Annotated in this window: 16 protein-coding genes; 3 read left to right on the top strand and 13 right to left on the bottom strand. The window is 69.2% G+C overall.

The window, feature by feature from the left end:
- The 3 genes from BST17_RS17930 to BST17_RS17920 form a co-directional block, all read right to left on the bottom strand.
- The coding region (locus BST17_RS17930) for a DUF2207 domain-containing protein (protein WP_083060238.1) at positions 1 to 1,767 on the bottom strand (1,767 nt) is incomplete at its 3' end.
- A gap of 25 nt (positions 1,768 to 1,792) precedes the next feature.
- Positions 1,793 to 3,733, bottom strand: coding sequence for a primosomal protein N' (locus BST17_RS17925; RefSeq protein WP_109750194.1), 1,941 nt, complete (start codon positions 3,731 to 3,733; stop codon positions 1,793 to 1,795).
- 67 nt (positions 3,734 to 3,800) lie between these two features.
- Positions 3,801 to 4,511 (bottom strand): lysoplasmalogenase, encoded by a 711-nt coding sequence (locus BST17_RS17920; protein WP_207573664.1) that lies wholly within the window; start codon positions 4,509 to 4,511, stop codon positions 3,801 to 3,803.
- On the opposite strand from BST17_RS17920, the gene BST17_RS17915 reads away from it, so the two are divergent.
- The 3 genes from BST17_RS17915 to BST17_RS17905 are packed head-to-tail and all read left to right on the top strand — an operon-like array spanning position 4,510 to position 7,989.
- Positions 4,510 to 5,439: an alpha/beta hydrolase gene (locus BST17_RS17915; RefSeq protein WP_083060236.1), complete on the top strand. Its 930-nt coding sequence runs from the start codon at positions 4,510 to 4,512 to the stop codon at positions 5,437 to 5,439. The genes BST17_RS17920 and BST17_RS17915 overlap by 2 nt on opposite strands.
- A 5-nt stretch (positions 5,440 to 5,444) precedes the next feature.
- Positions 5,445 to 6,401 (top strand): alpha/beta hydrolase, encoded by a 957-nt coding sequence (locus BST17_RS17910; RefSeq protein ID WP_083060235.1) that lies wholly within the window; start codon positions 5,445 to 5,447, stop codon positions 6,399 to 6,401.
- Between the two features lie 10 nt (positions 6,402 to 6,411).
- Entirely contained in the window at positions 6,412 to 7,989 is a 1,578-nt protein-coding gene (locus tag BST17_RS17905) for a flavin-containing monooxygenase (protein WP_083060234.1), read from the top strand.
- On the opposite strand, the gene BST17_RS17900 is transcribed toward BST17_RS17905, so the two are convergent.
- From BST17_RS17900 to carB, 10 genes are all read right to left on the bottom strand, one after another.
- A complete protein-coding gene (locus BST17_RS17900) occupies positions 7,975 to 8,808 on the bottom strand; it encodes a MetQ/NlpA family ABC transporter substrate-binding protein (RefSeq protein WP_083060233.1) in 834 nt (277 codons plus the stop codon). The two genes, BST17_RS17905 and BST17_RS17900, sit on opposite strands and share 15 nt — an antisense overlap.
- The gene (locus BST17_RS17895) at positions 8,792 to 9,520 is read right to left on the bottom strand and encodes a methionine ABC transporter permease (protein WP_083060232.1); all 729 of its coding nucleotides are present in this window, start codon (positions 9,518 to 9,520) and stop codon (positions 8,792 to 8,794) included. Before BST17_RS17895 ends, BST17_RS17900 begins: the two co-directional genes overlap by 17 nt.
- Positions 9,517 to 10,488, bottom strand: a complete 972-nt coding sequence (locus tag BST17_RS17890) for a methionine ABC transporter ATP-binding protein (RefSeq protein ID WP_234807715.1) — start codon at positions 10,486 to 10,488, stop codon at positions 9,517 to 9,519. Before BST17_RS17890 ends, BST17_RS17895 begins: the two co-directional genes overlap by 4 nt.
- Before the next feature lie 139 nt (positions 10,489 to 10,627).
- Positions 10,628 to 11,836: a methionine adenosyltransferase gene (metK, locus tag BST17_RS17885; RefSeq protein WP_083060230.1), complete on the bottom strand. Its 1,209-nt coding sequence runs from the start codon at positions 11,834 to 11,836 to the stop codon at positions 10,628 to 10,630.
- Between the two features lie 99 nt (positions 11,837 to 11,935).
- Entirely contained in the window at positions 11,936 to 13,177 is a 1,242-nt protein-coding gene (gene coaBC, locus BST17_RS17880; protein ID WP_083060252.1) for a bifunctional phosphopantothenoylcysteine decarboxylase/phosphopantothenate--cysteine ligase CoaBC, read from the bottom strand.
- Between the two features lie 10 nt (positions 13,178 to 13,187).
- Positions 13,188 to 13,502, bottom strand: a complete 315-nt coding sequence (gene rpoZ, locus BST17_RS17875) for a DNA-directed RNA polymerase subunit omega (protein ID WP_407937752.1) — start codon at positions 13,500 to 13,502, stop codon at positions 13,188 to 13,190.
- A 37-nt stretch (positions 13,503 to 13,539) separates the two neighbouring features.
- A complete protein-coding gene (gene gmk, locus BST17_RS17870) occupies positions 13,540 to 14,118 on the bottom strand; it encodes a guanylate kinase (RefSeq protein WP_083060228.1) in 579 nt (192 codons plus the stop codon).
- Between the two features lie 10 nt (positions 14,119 to 14,128).
- On the bottom strand, positions 14,129 to 14,446 hold the full coding sequence (mihF, locus tag BST17_RS17865) for an integration host factor, actinobacterial type (RefSeq protein ID WP_011894593.1): 318 nt from the start codon (positions 14,444 to 14,446) through the stop codon (positions 14,129 to 14,131).
- Between the two features lie 599 nt (positions 14,447 to 15,045).
- Complete coding sequence (pyrF, locus tag BST17_RS17860; RefSeq protein WP_083060227.1) at positions 15,046 to 15,846, bottom strand: orotidine-5'-phosphate decarboxylase; 801 nt, start codon at positions 15,844 to 15,846, stop codon at positions 15,046 to 15,048.
- Positions 15,843 to 19,190, bottom strand: a complete 3,348-nt coding sequence (gene carB / locus BST17_RS17855; RefSeq protein WP_083060226.1) for a carbamoyl-phosphate synthase large subunit — start codon at positions 19,188 to 19,190, stop codon at positions 15,843 to 15,845. The genes pyrF and carB overlap by 4 nt, the downstream gene beginning before the upstream one ends.
- Positions 19,191 to 19,226: the final 36 nt, after the last annotated feature.

The raw sequence follows: 19,226 nt of genomic DNA, 5'->3' as shown, positions 1-19,226 counted from the left end.
GCTGCCACTGCTGCTGCCGCCGCCGCTGGACGAGGACGACTGAGCTGCGGTGTAGGCACCGATGGACGATGACAGCGCGGACTCGAAACTGTCGAAACTCGGTACGCCGGAACCGAAACCGGATGTGCTGCTCGTCGAGGACGAGGTGTTGTACCAGTCCGGCACCGGGGCTGCCGTACCGGTGCCCGCCTGGTACTTCTGCGCCCACAATGCGGCGGTGCCGGCCGCCACCGCGAACGGGATGTAGGCCGTGTAGAGGTCCTTGCGGGCAGCGAAGTCGAAACGGCTCTCGGCCGAATCGGTGGACAGCAACCGGTGGAACCCGCCGGCCTGCGACCACAGGGCGCGGCCGGCCTCGGTACGGCGGGTACCGACGCCATCTGCCCAGGATGCCGCCGAGAACAGGAAGAAGCTCGCGAACGGCAGCGCCCACAGCGTGGTCGGAAAGCCCCACCGGAAGAATCCACAGACCATGGCGATCGCGGCGACCGCATTGGCCGTGCGCAGCCACAACTCCTTGCGGCGCTTCACGATCAGGCCCTCATCGGCCGCCCACGCGCGCACTGCGTCGGCCATGTCGGTCTTGGCCTTGTTGAGTTTCTCGCCCGATTTCGCCGATTTCTCCGCCGAGAACTGCGCCCCCGGTCCGATCACCTTCAACGCCGAGCCGACGGCGACGCTGACCGGGTCGACATCGGCCCACGCCCCGGGCTGCGCGATGCCGGTCACATCCCAGTGGTCCTCGCTGACCTGACGCAACTCGACCAGCCTGCGCTCGGCGAGGTGGAACAGCGTCGCGGTGAGACCGTGCCGCGGTACCGACTCGGTGCGGATGTACTCCACCTGCACCGGTCCCAGGCCCGGTGGCGGGGCGTACTGCACCCCGAATCCGGGCGCGGGCTCGACGGTGCTGCGGTACCACAGCAGAGCCGCCCCGCCGGCCAGCACCGACAGCCCGATCAGGACCACAACCGAGATCACCGACTGGCCCAGCACCCGGTCCCAGTGCTGGTTCCACGGCACCTCGGCGCGCGGCGGTGTCGGCATGTCCAGGCCGGCACGCACGGTCACCGGGGTACGCGGCGGCAGGTCCTGAGCCGACAGCGTGACGGTCCTGCCCTCGGCGTTCAGGTCGGTGCACGCCCCGCCGCGGCCGTAGCCGACCGAACACTGGGCGCCGGTGACGCGTGCGGGCAGGGTGACCGTGATGTCGGCGCGGTCGATGCGGTTGTTCCAGCCCGGGGCCACCACATTCCAGAAGAACACGGTCTCGGCCGGACCCTGCCCGGTCGCGGATCCGAAATCCCGACCCGCGCCGGTGTCTCCCGGATCGAGCACACCGGGCACCGTATAGCGGATCTCGAAGACGTGGCTGCCCGGGTCCAGCGTCCAGTCCGGGTCGCCGATCTTGGCCACCCGGAACCGCTCCCGGCCCTCCCACAGCATCTGGTAGGACTCGGGGTCGCCGTCGAGGAGGACCGATTCGATCTCGGGGATCTGCCGCACCTGCGGGCTGTTCTGGTTGGTGATGTCCCAGTAGCGGAAGATGCCGTGCCGATCGGGCGGGAAGTCGCCGGTGATGGTCTCCACGGCCTGCAGCGCGCCGTCCGCCGCGACGGTGTAGTGGGCACGGTATTCGGTGATCCGCACGGGGTCGTCAACCGGCTCGCCGCCACCGGTGCCGAACGCGGCGCTGAACACCACCGGCCAGAGCACGCCAAACGCGATGAGCAGCAACGGGATCAGCATCTTGAACAGCCGTGCCATCGTGCACCTCCCGCCGTCGTCGTCGCTAGCCTATGTGCAACGGGTCCATTTGGACGCGAACCGGCTCCTGATCGTGGCGTGAGCTCAGCGAATTGACCGCCCGCCGCAACGCGGCCGCCAGTTCCAGGCCACCGGCCCGCGGCACCCGCACCAGCATCCGGGCCACCGGGCTGTCGACCGCGATTCCCGGTGGGCGCCGGGCACCGGGCGGTAGGTCCACCGGGCCGAGCGGCTCCGCGCCGTCCGGCAGGTGTGCCGCGTCCAGCAGCGCGTGCACCGCCTCGGGCACCCCGTCCAGTACCGCCAGGTGCACGGCCGGCGGCAGCGCCACCTCGTCACGGGCGACCAGCTCGGATTCGGCGTGGCCCAGCGGATCCCAGCGGATCAACGACTGCACGGTCGGGATCGCCGATTCGGCGATGACGGCCACGGTGCCGCCGTCGGCACGGCTTCGCACCAGCGCCGAAGCGGCCATCCAGCGGCGCAGGGTGTCCTCGGCGGCCCGCAGGTCCTGACGTCCGAGCAGCGCCCAACCGTCCAGCAGCAGCGCCGCCCCGTATCCGCCGTCGGCCACCGGTTCGGCACCGGGAGTGGACACCACGACGGCAGGCTTGGCCGGCACGGTCGAGATCACCGACTCCCCACCGGAGGTGATGACGGTGGCGCCGGGCAGTGCGCGGCCGAGTTCCTCGGCGGTGCGCCGCGCCCCGACCACGACGGCGCGCACGGCGTCGGAACCACAGTTGGCGCAGCGCAACATCAGGTCGGTCCGGGCACACCAGCGGCACACCGCACCTTGGGCGTCGCGACCGGTGAGCTGCAGCGGCCCGGTGCAGTGCCGGCAGCGGGCGACGGTCCGGCATTTCGCGCACGCCAATGCCGGGATGTAACCGCGCCGCGGCACCTGCACCAGCACCGGGTGCCCGGCGTCCAGCGCCGCGCGTGCCGTCCGCAACGCCATCGAGGGCAGCCGGGCGGTGTGCGCGGCCGGGTCACGAACGTGATCGAAGGCGTTGTCGTCCAGCGCCGTCACGCGCGGTGCGTGCTGGCGGACCACCGCGCGGGTGGCCACCAGGTCGTGCGCCCAGCGGCTGCGCACCAGGGCGTGCGCCTCTGCCGTGCGGGCGTAGCCACCGATGACTGCGGCACAACGTAATTGATGCGCCCGCAGCATCGCGACATCGCGGGCGTGCGGATAGGGTGCACGCGGCTCGGACAGCGAGTCGTCCCCGTCGTCCCAGACCGCGATGAGACCCAGGTCGGCCACGGGCGCGAACACCGCGCTGCGGGTGCCGATCACCAGCCGGGTCTGTCCGCGCAGCACCGACAGCCAGCGCCGGTAGCGCTGTGCCGGTCCCAGCCCGGCCGACAGCGCGGCCACCTGCGCTCCGGCCAGTTCCACCGCCGCGACCTGCACGGCGTCGACATCCCGTTGGTCGGGCACGATGATCAGCGCGCCGCGGCCGGCCGCGACGGTGACGGCGGCGATCTCGGCGAGCCGCTGCGCCCAGCGCTCCCCCGGCAGCGCCTGCCAGACCGCCCGCGCGGCCCGGCCGTCGCGCAATGCGGCCACAAACTGTTCGCCGCGGCCGTAGGCGGTCCACGCGTTCTCGTCGATCGGTTGTATCGGTGTGGCCGCCGGTGCCTCCGCGGGTTTCTCGGCCCGCGCGTGCCGCGGCGGCACCGCCAGGCGCAGCACGTCGGGCCGGGTCCCGACATACCGGGCGGCGACGGCATCGACGAGGCGGCGGACGTCCGGGGTCAGCACCGGTTCGGGTGAGACGACCCGATCCAGCCAGCCCAGTTTTCCGGCGTGGTCGGTGTCCGAGCGCCGTTCCAGGATGAACCCGTCGACCAGCCTGCCGTGAAAACGCACCCGCACCCGCACTCCCGGTTGGGCGTCGTCGGACTGGTCGGCGGCGACCAGGTAGTCGAAATCGCGATCCAGGTGCGGCACCGACAGCATCGGCAGGACCCGCGCGATCGGCTCGTGCTCGGCGGGATGTCGGACGACGGGGGTCACCGCCGGCCCACTAGTCGCTCGTCCCGTCCGCCCGGCCGAAGAAGAACCCGGCGGTGATGAGGAACAGCGACCCCGCGTAGGCCCACCAGATCGGGACCGCCAACCGCTCGTCGCCGAGGACGAACTTGCTGATGCCGATCATCGAGTCCGACACCGCGAAGCACACCGCTCCCAGCGCGGTCCAGGGTGTCGGCAGCCGGGCCAGCAGGGCCGCGCACACCATCGCCCCGAGTACGGCGATGTACACCGTCACCGGCAGCGCCATGCCCTGCACGAGCAGCGCCGGCCAGAACCACACCAGCAGCGCGAGGCAGGCGAGCACGACGGCGCCGGCGGCGATCAGCCGGGATCGCTGCCGGGCCACCAGCGGGATCAGCGCGGCCAGAAAGCACAGGTGCGCGATCAGGAACGCAGCCAACCCCAGCACGAAGGACGGCTCCCACCACGGCATGGCCAGCAGGTAGTCGCCGGCGGCCGAACCGATCAGCGCCGCGATCAGCCAGCGCCGTTCCCGAGCCACCGGGTGCGTGCACGCCGCCGCCGCCAGCAGCACCGCGGCGGCGGCCTTGACCGCCGGTTGCAGGGCGAACTGCCCGGTGAGGTCGGTGCCGGCCGGCACCCGCAGGGCGACCGTGATCAGAAAGATGCCGTAACCGAGTCCGGCCAGCACGGCCAGAGCCCACAGCAGCCGGGTCGGGCGCGCTGCGTACGGTGTTGCCATGCCTGAACCCGGTGCCGACAGACCCGCCTTGGACGCCATCCTGGAGAAGGTACTGGAAGCGGTGCCGTTCCAATTGACCATGGACGGTGGCCCCGAGGCGGCCCGCGAGCGTTTCCGTGCCCTGCCGCGCCGCGAGGTGCACCCCGAGTTGCATACCGAGGACCGCACCATCGCCGGTGTCCCGGTCCGGGTGTACCGTCCCGAATCCTCGGATCCCCGCCCGCCGGTGGTGCTGTTCCTGCACGGCGGCGGCTGGGTCGTCGGCGACCTGGACAGCTATGACGGCACCGCGCGCGAGCACGCCGTCGGCGCCGGCGCCGTCGTCGTATCGGTGGACTACCGGTTGGCCCCCGAGCATCCCTATCCGGCCGCGGTCGACGACGTCTGGGCGGTGACGCAGTGGGTGGCCGAGCACGCCGACGAACTGGGCGCCGACGCCACCCGCATCGCCGTGGCCGGTGATTCCGCCGGTGGCAACCTCGCCGCCGTCGTCGCCCTGCTGGCCCGCGATACCGGCCTGAACCTGCGGATGCAGCTGCTGTGGTATCCGGCCACCACCTGGGACACCTCACTGCCGTCGTTCACCGAGAACGCCGACGCACCGATCCTCGGGCGCGGCGCCATCGGCGGGTTCTCCAAGCTCTACGCCGGTGACACCGACCTGAAGAACCCACCCGCCACGTTGGTCCCGGCCCGGGCCCAATCGCTGGCCGGGGTCGCACCGGCCTACATCGCGGTCGCCGGTCATGACCCACTGCGCGATGACGGGGTGCGCTACGGCGAGCTGCTCGGCGCGGCGGGGGTGCCGGTACAGGTACACAACGCACCGACGCTGGTGCACGGCTACCTCGGTTACCGCGGCGTGGTGCCGGCGGCCACCGAAGCGACCGATCGTGGCCTTGCGGCACTGCGCGCCGCGTTAGCCTGAAACACATGACCGCCACGCGTCCCGACGTCGATCCGAACCTCAAGGCCCTGCTGGACGCGGTGCCGCTGGAGTTCTCGGTCACCGATGGTGTCGAGGTGGCCCGGGAGAAGTTCCGGGCGCTCAAGCCGCCGCCGAACATGTTGGTGCAGCTGCGTATCGAAGAGCGCACCATCGGATACGGCGAGCTGTCCGACATCCCGGCACGGATCTACTGGCCGCCGGTCGACCAGCACGAGAATCTGCCGGTGGTCGTGTACTACCACGGCGGCGGATGGGCGATCGGTGATCTGGACACCCACGATCATGTCGCGCGCGCACACTCGGTGGGTGCCGAGGCCATCGTGGTGTCGGTGGACTATCGGCTGGCACCCGAGCACCCGTTCCCGGCCGGCGTCGAGGACGCCTGGGCGGCACTGCGCTGGGTCGGTGAGCACGCCGCCGAACTCGGTGGTGATCCCGAACGCATTGCGGTGGCGGGTGATTCGGCGGGCGGCAACCTGTCGGCGGTGATGGCGCTGCGGGCCCGCGACGCCGGTGGGCCACCCTTGGTCTTCCAGCTGCTGTGGTACCCGGTCGCCGTCGGCGACCGCTCGGCACCGTCGTTCATCGAGAACGCCGACGCCTACATCCTCAATCGGGATGTCACGAACGCCTTCCTGACCTGGTATCTGCCCGGCATGGACCTCGACAACCCGGCGGCGCTGCCGACCGATGTGGCGCCGGCCAACGCCGAGTCGCTGGCCGGGTTGCCGCCGGCCTATATCGGCACCGCCGAGCACGATCCACTGCGCGACGACGGCGGCACGTACGCCGAACTGCTCACCGCGGCCGGAGTTGCCGTGCAGCACAGCAACGAACCGACGCTGGTGCACGGCTATGTCAGTCTGGCGCTGGCCTCCCCCGTCGCGACCGAGGCCACCGACCGCGGGATCGCCGCCCTGCGGGCCGCCCTGCACCCGTGAAGGGCACGTCATGACACCGGACTTTCACACCCTGATCATCGGGGCCGGGTTCTCCGGCATCGGCGCCGCGATCGCCCTGGACAAGGCCGGACTGGGTGACTACCTCATCGTGGAGGCAGGCGCCGAGGCCGGCGGCACCTGGTTTTGGAACACCTATCCCGGTATCGCCGTGGACATCCCGTCGTTCTCCTACCAGTTCTCGTTCGAGCAGAGCCCGCTATGGTCGCGCACCTACGCACCGGGCCACGAACTGAAGGCCTACGCCGACCACTGTGTCGCCAAGTACCAGCTGGCTTCCCGGATCCGGTTCGACACCGAGATCACCGCAGCCCGTTTCGACTCCGATGCCGACCTGTGGCGGGTCCAGACCAGGGCGAGCGAAGCGACGGGGGAAGGCACCGGGGCGAGCGAGGCGACGGGGGAAGGCACCGGGGCGAGCGAAGCGACGGGGAAAGGCACCGGGGCGAGCGAGGCCGGCACGCTGACCGCGCGGCACCTGATCAACGCCGCCGGTGTGCTCAACGTCCCGAAGCTGCCCGATATCGACGGCGTCGAGACCTTCGCCGGCACCACGCTGCACACCGCGCGCTGGGACCATGCGGCCGATCTGCGCGGTCAGCGGGTGGCGGTGATCGGCACCGGCGCCTCGGCGGTCCAGCTGATCCCGGAGATCGCACCGATCGTCGGGCAGCTCAACGTTTTCCAGCGCACCCCGATTTGGTGTTTCCCGAAGTTCGACGTGCCGCTGCCGGCCCCGGCACGGTGGGCGATGCGCCTTCCCTTCGGCAGCGCGGTGCAGCGCGCCCTCAGCCAGGCCTATGTCGAGGTGACGTTCCCGCTCTCGGCGCAGTATCACAGCGTCCTGCCGCTCAGCGGGGGCGCCGAGCGGTTGGCGCGGAACTATCTGCGCCGCGAGGTCACCGATCCGGTGCTGCGGGACAAGCTGACGCCGCGCTACGCCGTCGGGTGCAAGCGTCCGGCCTTCCACAACACCTATCTGCGCACCTTCAACCGCGACAACGTCGCGCTGATCACCGAGCCGATCGAGAGGATCACTCCCACCGGTGTGGTGACCTCCGACGGGGTCACCCACGAGGTCGACGTGTTGGTGCTGGCAACGGGTTTCAAGGTGATGGACGTCGATTCGGGGACCTTCCCGCTGATCGGGGCCGACGGCCGATCGTTGGCCGAGTTCTGGACCCAGCACCGGATGCAGGCCTACGAGGGTGTCAGCGTGCCGGGCTTCCCGAACTTCTACAACGTCTGCGGGCCCTATGGGTATGTCGGATCATCGTATTTCGCGTTGATCGAGACCCAGACCCGGCACATCGTGCGCTGCCTGCGGGAGGCCGACCGGACCGGGGCCACCCGGGTGGAGATCCGCGCCGAGGCCAACGCGCGATACTTCGACGAGATGATGCGTAAGCGGCACCGGCAGATCTTCTGGCAGGACAGCTGTTCGACCGCGAACAGCTACTACTTCGACCGCAACGGTGATGTGCCGCTGCGGCCGGCCAGTACGCCGGAGACGTACTGGCGCAGCCGCAGCTTCCCGCTCGGCGACTACGAGTTCTCAGAACGCCGGTGAGACGTCTCCCCCGGGCCAGCGTTCCTCGATGAAGGCGCGGGTCGCGTCACTGTGCAACAGCTCGTCGAGCTTGACCACATCGGGATTCTCGGCATTGTCCTGGCGGCTGGCCAGGAAGTTCGCGTACGGGTTGTCCTCCAGCGACTCGACGATCAGCGCGTCTTTCAGGGTGTAGCCGGCGTCCAGGAAGTAGTTGCCGTTCAGGATCGCCAGGTCCACGTCCGGGATGGCCTTGGCCTGGAGATCCGGTGCGGCCTCGATGAATTGGAGATTCTTCGGATTGCCGACGGTATAGACGTTGACCTCACCGTCGGCGGGTAGGGTCACCAGATTCTTGCTCGCCAGCAGGGCCAGCGCGCGGGCCTGGTTGGAGCCGTCGTCGGTGATGCTGATCCGGGCGCCGTCGGGCAGTTGCTCGGCGGAATCGAACTTCTGCGAGAAGGCCGCGTAGGGTTCGATGTGTACGCCCGGGAATTCGTGTAGCTGATAGCCGAAGTCGGCGACCTGCTCATCGAAATAGGGCTTGTGCTGGAAATAATTGGCGTCGACGTCCCCCTCGGACAGCCACCGGTTGCCCAACGAGTAGTCGTCGAACACCCGGATGTCGAAGTCCAGCCCGGCGTCCTTGGCAGGGCCGTTCTTGATGAACTCCAGGATTTCGGCATGCGGCACCTGGGTGGCAGCGACGGTGATGCGCTGCTTGTCCTCCCCGCGCAGCAGGAAATAGCCGGCGAGGGCGGCGACGACGACGATCACGACGGCGATCGCCGCGTACACCGGGGTCTTCGACTTCGGTGGGCCCTCAGGCACGCTGGTCATTCTTCGATGTCCTTTCGGTGGTGGATGAGCTGCGGTGGTCGGTCCGGCGGGTGAGGTGGTCCCCCACCACCTGGAAGATCTGGGCCAGCACGATGAGTAGCAGCACGGTTGCCCACAGCACCGGCCCGTCGTAGGAGCGGGCGCCGTAGCGGATCGCCAGGTCGCCGAGCCCGCCGCCGCCGATGACGCCGGCCAGTGCGGAAAAGCCCAGCAGCGCAACGATGGTGATGGTGAGTCCGGCAATGATGCCGCTGATGGCCTCGGGCAGCAGCGTTTTGGTGATGATCTGCCAGCGGGTGGCGCCGACGACGCGGGCGGCGTCGATCTTGCCGCCGTCGACCTCACGCAGCGAGGCCTCCACCAGCCGGGCCAGGAACGGGATGGTGCCGATGGTGAGCGGCACCATGGCCGCCACCGTGCCCAGACTGGAGCCGACCAGCAGCCGGCCGAGCGGCCACAGCGCGATCACCAGCACCAGGAACGGCAGGGATCGGGTGACGTTGACGACCGCACCGAGGCTGCTGTTGAGCCAGCGCACCGGCGCCAGTCCGCCCGGGGCGGTGACGTACAGCACGACGCCGAGCGGGATGCCGAACACGATGACGAAGACGAACGGCACGAACACCAGTTGCAGGGTCTGGATCAGTGCCGTGGGCACCGCGTCACTGCTGAGCAGGATCGAGTCGTTCAGCCATGCGGTGAACCCACTCATGCCACCACCGCCAGACCGTGCCGGCGCAGCCATCGGGTGTACTCCTCGGCGCGTGCCGGCGCCGAGTGGTCCAGCCCCGTCAGTCCCAGCTGGAACTGCGAGACCGATTGTCCGCCAAGCTGTAACACCTCACCGTCGATGATCCGCACATCGGTGTTCAGATCGCGGGACAGCTTGCTGATGAACGAGGCCGACGCGTCCACGCCGGCGTGCACGTTGACGATCAGCTCACCGTCGGTCGTGGCCGACGGGGGCTGCAGGCTCGGCAGCAACCCCGCATCGGGATCTCCGGCCACCTCGGCCAGGGTTCCCTGGGTGGCGACCTTTCCGTCGCGCAGCACCGTGACCCGGTCGGCGATCTGGCGCACGATGGCCAGGTCGTGCGTAATGAGCAGGACCGTCACGTCGAGCTCGGCGCGCAGCCCGGTCAGCAGGGCCAGGATCTCCTGGGTGGTCGTCGGGTCCAGCGCACTGGTCGGCTCGTCGGCCAGGATCACGCTGGGCCGGGCGGCCAGGGCGCGGGCGATGCCGACGCGCTGCCGCTGGCCGCCGGAAAGCTGCGCCGGGTAGTCCTCGCCGCGGCCGGCCAGGCCCACCAATTCCAGCAGTTCCTGGGCCCGGTACCAGCGTTTCTTCCGGTCCCAGCCGGCGATTTCCAGCGGGTATTCGATATTGGCCCGGGCGGTGCGATTGTCCAGCAGGTTTGCCGCCTGGAAGACGTTGCCCAGGCGGCGGCGCGCGGCCCGCAGATCGCGCTCCGGCAGCGCGGTGAGGTCCTGGCCGTCGAGCACCACCCGCCCGCTGGTCGGTCGTTCCAGCAGGGCGATGGTCCGCACCAGCGTGCTCTTGCCCGATCCGCTCGCGCCGACGACACCGAGGATCTCGCCCTGCTCGACCGAGATGGAGACCCCGTCGAGGGCGCGGGTGCTCCCGTACAGCTTGGTCAGGTCTTCGGTGTAGATGGACACGATCGACCATTAACTCCGATCCGCAGCTGCGGCACCAGGATTGCGTTCAGCGCGGTCGAAAGTCCGTGCCGCGAGCAGACGCAAATACCCCCGATTCCATCAAGAATCGGGGGTATTTGCGTCTGCTCGCGCAGGAGAGTTAGACGGAGGCCTTGAGCTCGTCGACCTTGTCGGTGCGCTCCCAGGGCAGGTCCACATCGGTGCGGCCGAAGTGGCCGTAGGCGGCCGTCGGCGCGTAGATCGGGCGCAGCAGGTCCAGATCGCGAACGATCGCGCCGGGCCGCAGATCGAAGACGGCCGTGATGGCCTTCTCGATGCGGGCCGGGTCGACGGTCTCGGAGCCGAAGGTCTCGACGAACAGACCGACCGGGGCGGCCTTGCCGATGGCGTAGGCGACCTGCACCTCGACGCGCTCAGCCAGTCCGGCGGCCACGACGTTCTTGGCGACCCAGCGCATCGCGTAGGCGGCCGAGCGGTCCACCTTCGACGGATCCTTGCCGGAGAACGCGCCGCCGCCGTGACGGGCCCAGCCGCCGTAGGTGTCGACGATGATCTTGCGGCCGGTCAGGCCGGCATCGCCCATCGGGCCGCCGAGCACGAACTTGCCGGTCGGGTTCACCAGCAGCCGGAAGTCGGAGGTGTCCAGGCTCTCGTGGCCGAGGTCGTCGAGCACGGTGTTGACGACCTGCTCGCGGATGTCGGGCGCCAGCTGGCCGTCGAGGTCGATGCCCTCGGCATGCTGGGTGGACAGCACCACGGTGTCCAGCCGGACCGGGGTGGTGCCGTCGTACTGCACGGTGACCTGCGTCTTGCCATCCGGGCGCAGGTAGTCGAGCTTGCCGTTCTTGCGAACCTCGGTGAGGCGGCGCGCCAGCCGGTGGGCCAGCGCGATCGGCAGCGGCATGAGTTCCGGGGTGTCCTTGATGGCGTAACCGAACATCAGGCCCTGGTCGCCGGCACCCTGCAGGTCCAGCGGGTCGCCCGCGCCCTCGACGCGGGTCTCGTGCGCGGTGTCCACGCCCTGGGCGATGTCCGGCGACTGCCGGCCGATGCCGATGTTGACGCCGGCGGTCTCGCCGTCGAAGCCCTTGTCCGACGAGTCGTAGCCGATCTCCAGGATGCGGTCGCGCACCGTCTGGTTGATATCGGCGAACGCCTCCTTGGCCGAGGTGGTCACCTCACCGATGACGTGCACCTGGCCGGTGGTGACGGCGGTCTCGACGGCGACGCGGGACTTCGGATCAGCGGCGAGCAGAGAATCCAGGATCGAGTCGCTGATCGCATCACAGATCTTGTCGGGGTGACCTTCGGTGACCGACTCACTGGTAAACAGCCGACCTGCGCTCACGTCGCATCCTCCATTAGTTAGACAGACAAATCATTGGTGTGCTCATTGGCAGCCAACCGGTAAAACCCGATTGACGCAACCGTTACCCGCACTGCGAAGTCACCCTTTGAGGAGTGCTCCGATCGCGTCCACGATACGGCTTGCCATCAGAGTCTTGGAACCGTGCTCCAAAGCGGTCTCGGTGCCGTCCGCCGACAGCATCCAGCCATCGTTGTGATCGACCTCGAACGCCCTACCCTCACCGACGGCGTTGACCACGAGCAGGTCGCAACCCTTGCGCGCCAGCTTGGCACGCGCGTGAAAGAGCACGTCCCCGTTGGCATCTCCGGTCTCGGCGGCGAACCCCACGATGGCCTTCATATTGGGCAGCTGACCGTCGGCGCGGGCACGCACGGCACCGGCGAGCACATCGTCGTTGCGGACGAGTTCCACCGACGGCGCGCCGTTGTCGTCGGCGCGCTTCTTGATCTTGGCGGTGGCCACCTGCGCGGGCCGGAAATCGGCGACGGCGGCGGCCATCACCAGGACGTGCGCCTCGGGGGCGAGTTTGGACACGGCATCGCCGAGCTGGGCGGCAGAGCCGATGTGCACGACGTTGACACCGGCCGGGTCGACCAGACCGGAGGTGTTGCCCGCGATCAGGGTGACCTCGGCGCCGCGCTGGGCCATCACCCGGGCGACGGCATAGCCCTGCTTGCCCGAGCTGCGGTTGCCGATGAACCGCACCGGGTCCAGCGGCTCGCGGGTGCCGCCCGCGGTGACCAGCACCTTCACCCCGGCCATGTCATACGGCAGGGCGTCGCCGCGCTCCAGCAGCAGCGTGGCCAGAGTGGTGATCTCCTCGGCCTCGGGGAGCCGGCCCGGGCCGGTATCGGCGCCGGTGAGCCGCCCGGAGGCCGGCTCGAGGACCACACTTCCGCGCCGGCGCAGCGTGGCGACGTTGTCGGTGGTGGCGGGGTGGAACCACATCTCGGTGTGCATGGCCGGGGCGAACAACACCGGACATCGCGCGGTGAGCAGCGTTCCGGTGAGCAGATCGTCGGCGCGGCCGGCGACCGCGCGGGCCAGCAGGTCGGCGGTGGCCGGCGCGACCACCACCAGATCGGCCTGCTGGCCGATCCGCACATGCGGCACCTCGTCGACGTTCTCGAAGACGCCGGTGTGCACGGGCTGGCCGGACAGCGCCTCGAAGGTCGCGGCGCCGATGAACTTCAGCGCCGATTCGGTGGGAATGACCTTCACCGAATGTCCGGCCTCGGTCAGCTGGCGCACGACGGTGCACGCCTTGTACGCGGCGATCCCGCCGGCGACGCCGACGACGATGCGCTTGCGGTCCATCAGCCCGAGGGCCCTACTGCTCGCCTTCGGTGTGCTCGAGCAGATCGGAGTGGATCTCGCGCATCGCGATCGACAGCGGCTTCTCCTGCAGACCCGGCTCGACCAGCGGGCCGACGTACTCCAGGATGCCGTCGCCGAGCTGGTTGTAGTAGTCGTTGATCTGGCGGGCACGCTTGGCGGCGTAGATGACCAGGGCGTACTTGCTCGACGCACGGTCCAGCAGCTCGTCGATGGGCGGATTGGTGATGCCCAGCGGCGTGTCGTAGGCGCTGGCGGCGTCGATGTTCTCGACAGGCGTGCTCACGAAATATCTCCCGGCTGTAATCAAGTTTGGGTAGTAGAAAGGCGGCCGCCGGTCCTACCGGCTAGTGGGCCACCAGCAAGGATACCAATTCCGAGCACGCCGACTCCAATTGACTGTTGACAACGACCACGTCGAAGTCGTCCTGGGCGGCCAACTCCTGCCGTGCCGTTGCCAGCCGGCGGGCCTGGACCTCGGCGCTCTCGGTGCCGCGGCCGGTCAGCCGCTCCTGCAGCACCGCCCAACTCGGGGGCGCCAGGAACACCGTTGTGACCTCGGGCATCGCGGCCTTGACGGCGCGGGCGCCGGCCAGGTCGACCTCGATGAGCACCGGAACTCCAGCGGCGGTCGCGGTCCGGACCGGTGCCGCGGGTGTTCCCGAGCGATGCAGGCCGCCGTGGATCTCGGCCCATTCGAGCAGTTCGCCGTCGTCGATCAGGCGCTGGAAGTCATCGGGCGAGACGAATGAGTAGTCCACGCCGTCGACCTCACCGGGTCGCGGCGCGCGTGTCGTCACGGACACGCTGAAATGCAGGTCGGGAATCCGGTCCCGCAGACAGCGGACGACCGTGGACTTCCCGACGGCGGACGGGCCGGACAAAACTACGACCGCAGCCCTGTCCGGCCCACCACCGGTTCTCACTTGTGCGCGCTCAGGAGAAGTCGAACTTCTCCAGCAACGCCTTGCGCTGACGATCACCGAGGCCGCGCAGGCGGCGGGTCGGGGCGATCTCCAGCTCGGTCATGATCTCCTGCGCCTTGACCTTGCCGACCTTGGGCAAAGCCTCCAGCAACGCGGAAACCTTCATCTTGCCCAAGACCTCATCGGTCTCGGCATCGGTGAGCACCTGCTTGAGGTTGGTGCCGCCGCGCTTCAGCCGATCCTTGAGCTCGGCTCGCGCTCGACGTGCGGCAGCAGCCTTCTCCAACGCTGCCGCGCGCTGTTCGTCGGTCAACTGGGGAAGGGCCACGGGGTTCCTCCGTCTCTCGCCATCTGTTGTTTCATCACGGCTGGATCACGTAACCAGCCAGCGACGACGACCGTACCCACGGTTCCTGACGAAAGCTAACCCCACCCCCGGGTTGTCGGGCCAAAAGACCAGCGTGTACAGCGTGCGCGCACGACGCCGGATTATCGGGCCCCGGTAGCCGGTCGGCGACCTGGGACGCTGATATGCCTGCATAACAAGGGTTTTCACGCCTTCTGCAGGTTGGCGCCGGTTTCGGGACGCGGAGCCCGGCTTTGCGGAAACGCGAATTCTGGCGGTGGAATGAGAAATTTTCGCTGGTCATGGCGTGTCGGGCGTGTCGTCGGGGCGCCACCTACCGGTCGGTAGCCTTCCTAACCGTTCGATTGCGCGCATGAGTAGGATCGCCGCCGCTCGACGAGCGATCGGCGGTGCATCGGCGGTGGACCGACGATGAACCGGCGTGGCTGACCGCCCGCCTGTCGGCGATGCAACAGCCGGTGGCGGGTTGGGCCGCGATCGGCTCGCTCAGCCGCGCCAGCGGCGCGCTGGAGGGCGCGGACGCGCACCCGGCGAGCAGCGTGGCACCGCCGGCAGGTGGTTCAGGCCAGGTAGGCGACCTGGTCGTGCAGGCTCCGGGTGACCGCGCGCAACGCCGCGACGTCCGGACCGGCACGCAGGATCTCGCGGGACACCGCGGGCAGCACCCGCGCCCCGAGCCGGCCGAGGTCCTCGGCCCGGCCGCCCTGGGCGCCGACGCCCGGTGCCAGCACCGGTCCGTTCAGCTCACCCAGATCAGGCGGCTGCCGCAGCGTGGCCCCCACCACCACGCCGACCGATCCCGATCCGGACCCGTGATTCTCGGCCGCCACCGCGTCGACGATGGACTGCGCGACGGTACGGTCCCCCACTGTGGCGCGTTGCAACCCGGCCCCCTCGGGGTTCGAGGTGGCTGCCAGCACGAACACCCCTCTCCCGTTGGCGGCCGCCAGGTCGAGCAGCGGGCGCAACGACTCGAAGCCGAGATAGGGCGAGGCGGTGACGGCGTCGGCGGCCAGCGGGGAATCCCCGGCCCAGGCCTGGGCGTAGGCCGCCATGGTCGAGCCGATGTCACCGCGTTTGGCGTCGGCGAGCACGAGCACGCCGGCGTCACGCAGACCCGCGAAGGTGCGCTCGAGCACCGCGAACCCGGCCGAACCGTATGCCTCGTAGAAAGCCACCTGCGGTTTGACGATGGCCACGTCGGCGAAGGCCTGCACGCAGATGTCGCTGAAGGCCCGCAACCCGTCGATATCGGTACCGAGCCCCCAGGCCGTCAGCAGCTCCGGGTGCGGGTCGATACCCGGGCACAGCGGGCCCCGAGCCGCGACGGCCCGCGCCAGCCGGTCGCCGAACGAACTCACTTCTCGGCCAGCTGGCTGTGCAGCTCCTGTAGTGAGCGCACCCCGATATCGCCACGGATCCCCGCCTCGATGCCCTGCACCGCCGCCGAGGCGCCCTGCACCGTCGTCACACACGGGATGTTCACCGACACCGCCGCCGATCGGATCTCGTACCCGTCGATGCGCGGGCCGGAGTTGCCGTACGGGGTGTTGATCACCATGTCGACCTCACCGGCCCGGATCACGTCGACCGCCGACCGGCGTCCATCGGAACCGGGCTCGTTCTCGGTCTCGAAGTGCTTGCGCACCTCGTCGCACGGAATCCCGTTGCGGCGCAGCATCTCCGCCGTCCCCTCGGTGGCCAGTACCCGGAAGCCCAGATCGGCCAGACGCTTCACCGGGAACACCAGCGACCGCTTGTCCCGGTTGGCCACCGACACGAACACCGTGCCCGAGGCCGGCAGCGACCCGTAGGCGGCGGTCTGACTCTTGGCGAAGGCCGTACCGAAATCACGGTCGATACCCATCACCTCGCCGGTGGACTTCATCTCCGGGCCCAGCAGCGAATCGATCTGGGAGCCATCGGCCTTGCGGAACCGGTGGAACGGCAGCACCGCCTCCTTGACCGCGATCGGTGCGTGCGGGGACACCGTGGCGCCGTCACCGGTGCGCGCCAGCACGCCCTCGGCCCGCAGTTCGGCGATGGTGGTGCCCAGCATGATGCGCGCGCACGCCTTGGCCAGCGGCACCGCAGTGGCCTTCGAGACGAACGGAACCGTGCGGCTGGCGCGCGGATTGGCCTCCAACACGTAGAGCACATCGTCCTTGAGCGCGTACTGCACGTTGAGCAGGCCGACCACGCCGATCCCGTGTGCGATGGCCTCGGTGGCCTGGCGGACCTTCTCGATATCGGTGCGGCCCAGTGTCACCGGCGGCAGCGCGCACGCCGAGTCGCCGGAGTGGATGCCGGCCTCCTCGATGTGTTCCATCACGCCGCCGATGTACACCTCCGAGCCGTCGCACAGCGCGTCGACGTCGATCTCGATGGCATCCTCGAGGAACCGGTCCACCAGCACCGGGTGCTCCGGGGACAGTTCGGTGGCCCGCTCGATGTAACCCTGCAGCGTCTCCTCGTCGTAGACGATCTCCATCCCGCGGCCGCCGAGCACATAGGACGGGCGCACCAGCACCGGGTAACCGATGTCGGCGGCGATCCGGCGGGCCTGGTCGAAGCTGGTGGCGGTGCCGAAGCGCGGTGCCGGCAGTCCGGCGTTGACCAGCACCTCACCGAACAGACCACGATCCTCGGCCAGGTCGATCGCCTCGGGCTTGGTTCCGACGATCGGCACGCCGGCGCGCTCCAGCCGCTCGGCCAGCCCCAGTGGGGTCTGACCACCGAGCTGGACGATGACGCCGACGACGCCGGGACCGCCGGCCCCCGACGCCTGCTCGGCGTGGTAGACCTCCAGCACGTCTTCGAAGGTCAGCGGTTCGAAGTACAACCGGTCGGCGGTGTCGTAGTCGGTGGACACCGTTTCGGGGTTGCAGTTGACCATCACCGTCTCGAACCCGGCCTGGCTCAACGTGGTCGCCGCATGTACGCAGCTGTAGTCGAATTCGATGCCCTGCCCGATGCGGTTGGGGCCGGAACCGAGGATCAGCACCTTGGGACGCTCGGTCTGCGCAGCGACCTCCGTCTCGGCGGCGGGGTCGAGTTCGTAGCTGCTGTAGTGATACGGGGTGCGGGCCTCGAACTCGGCGGCACAGGTGTCGACGGTCTTGTACACCGGATGGATGCCGAGGCGCTCGCGCAGCGCCCGCACACCGGTCTCACCGGCCAGTTCGGGCCGCAGGGCGGCGATCTGACGATCCGACAGCCCGCTGTGCTTGGCCCGGCGCAGCAACCACTCGTCCAGGACGGGGGCGGCGAGAAGCTCGGTGCGCAGCGCCAGCAGGGTGGCGATCTGGTCGACGAACCACGGGTCCACCCCGGACGCCTCGGCGACCTGCTCGACGGTGCCGCCGAGCCGCAGCGCCTGCTCGATGTCATACATCCGGCCATCGGTGGCCGTGCGCAGATCGGTGAGCAGCTCCTCGAGGGTGGCATCGCGGTCCGGACCGGTCCAGAAGCCGGTCTTCTTGTTCTCCAGCGAGCGCATGACCTTGCCGAGGGCTTCGATGAAGTTGCGGCCCAACGACATCGCCTCACCGACCGACTTCATGGTGGTGGTCAGCGTCGGGTCGGCGCCCGGGAACTTCTCGAACGCGAACCGCGGGGCCTTGACCACCACGTAGTCCAGCGTCGGCTCGAAACAGGCCGGGGTCTCCTTGGTGATGTCGTTGACGATCTCGTCCAAGGTATAGCCGATCGCCAGTTTCGCGGCGATCTTGGCGATCGGGAAACCGGTCGCCTTGGAGGCCAGCGCACTGGAGCGCGAGACGCGCGGGTTCATCTCGATGACGATGAGCCGGCCGTCTTTCGGGTTGATCGCGAACTGGATGTTGCAGCCACCGGTGTCGACGCCGACCTCACGCAGGATCGCGATGCCGAGGTCGCGCATGGTCTGGTATTCGCGATCGGTCAGCGTCATCGCCGGGGCGACGGTCACCGAGTCGCCGGTGTGCACGCCCATCGGGTCGAAGTTCTCGATCGAGCAGACCACCACCACGTTGTCGTGGTGATCGCGCATCAGCTCGAGCTCGTATTCCTTCCACCCGTAGATGGATTCCTCGATCAGCACGTTCGCCGACGGGGAGGCGGCCAGCCCGTCGCCGGCCATCCGCTCGACGTCCTCGGCGGAGTACGCCATCCCCGAGCCCAGACCGCCCATGGTGAACGACGGCCGCACCACCACGGGCAGGCCCAGGTCGGCGACCGTGTCCCGCACCTCGTCCATGGTGAAACACACCCGGCTGCGGGCGGATTCGCCGCCCACCTTGGCCACGATGTCCTTGAACTTCTGCCGGTCCTCGCCGCGCTGGATGGCGTCGAAGTCGGCGCCGATCATCTCGACGTCGTAGCGCTCCAGCGCCCCGTTCTCATACAGCGAGACCGCGGTGTTCAGCGCGGTCTGCCCGCCCAGGGTGGCCAGCACGGCGTCGATCTTGTTACCGCGCTCGGCCTGCTGGGCGATGACCTTCTCGACGAAGCCCGGGGTGATCGGCTCGACGTAGGTGTTGTCGGCGTACTCGGGGTCGGTCATGATCGTCGCCGGGTTGGAGTTGATCAGGGTGACCTGCAGCCCCTCGGCGCGCAGCACCCGGCAGGCCTGGGTGCCCGAGTAGTCGAACTCGGCGGCCTGCCCGATCAGGATCGGCCCGGAGCCGATCACCAGCACGTGGTTGAGGTCGGAACGACGTGGCATTGACTACTTCTCCTCTTCCCCGCGAGCGTGCGTGTC

Source organism: Mycolicibacterium bacteremicum (assembly GCF_002086115.1).
Classification (GTDB): domain Bacteria; phylum Actinomycetota; class Actinomycetes; order Mycobacteriales; family Mycobacteriaceae; genus Mycobacterium; species Mycobacterium bacteremicum.
Note: the sequence above shows the minus strand (reverse complement) of the source record. Positions and strands in the feature narration are given on the sequence as shown.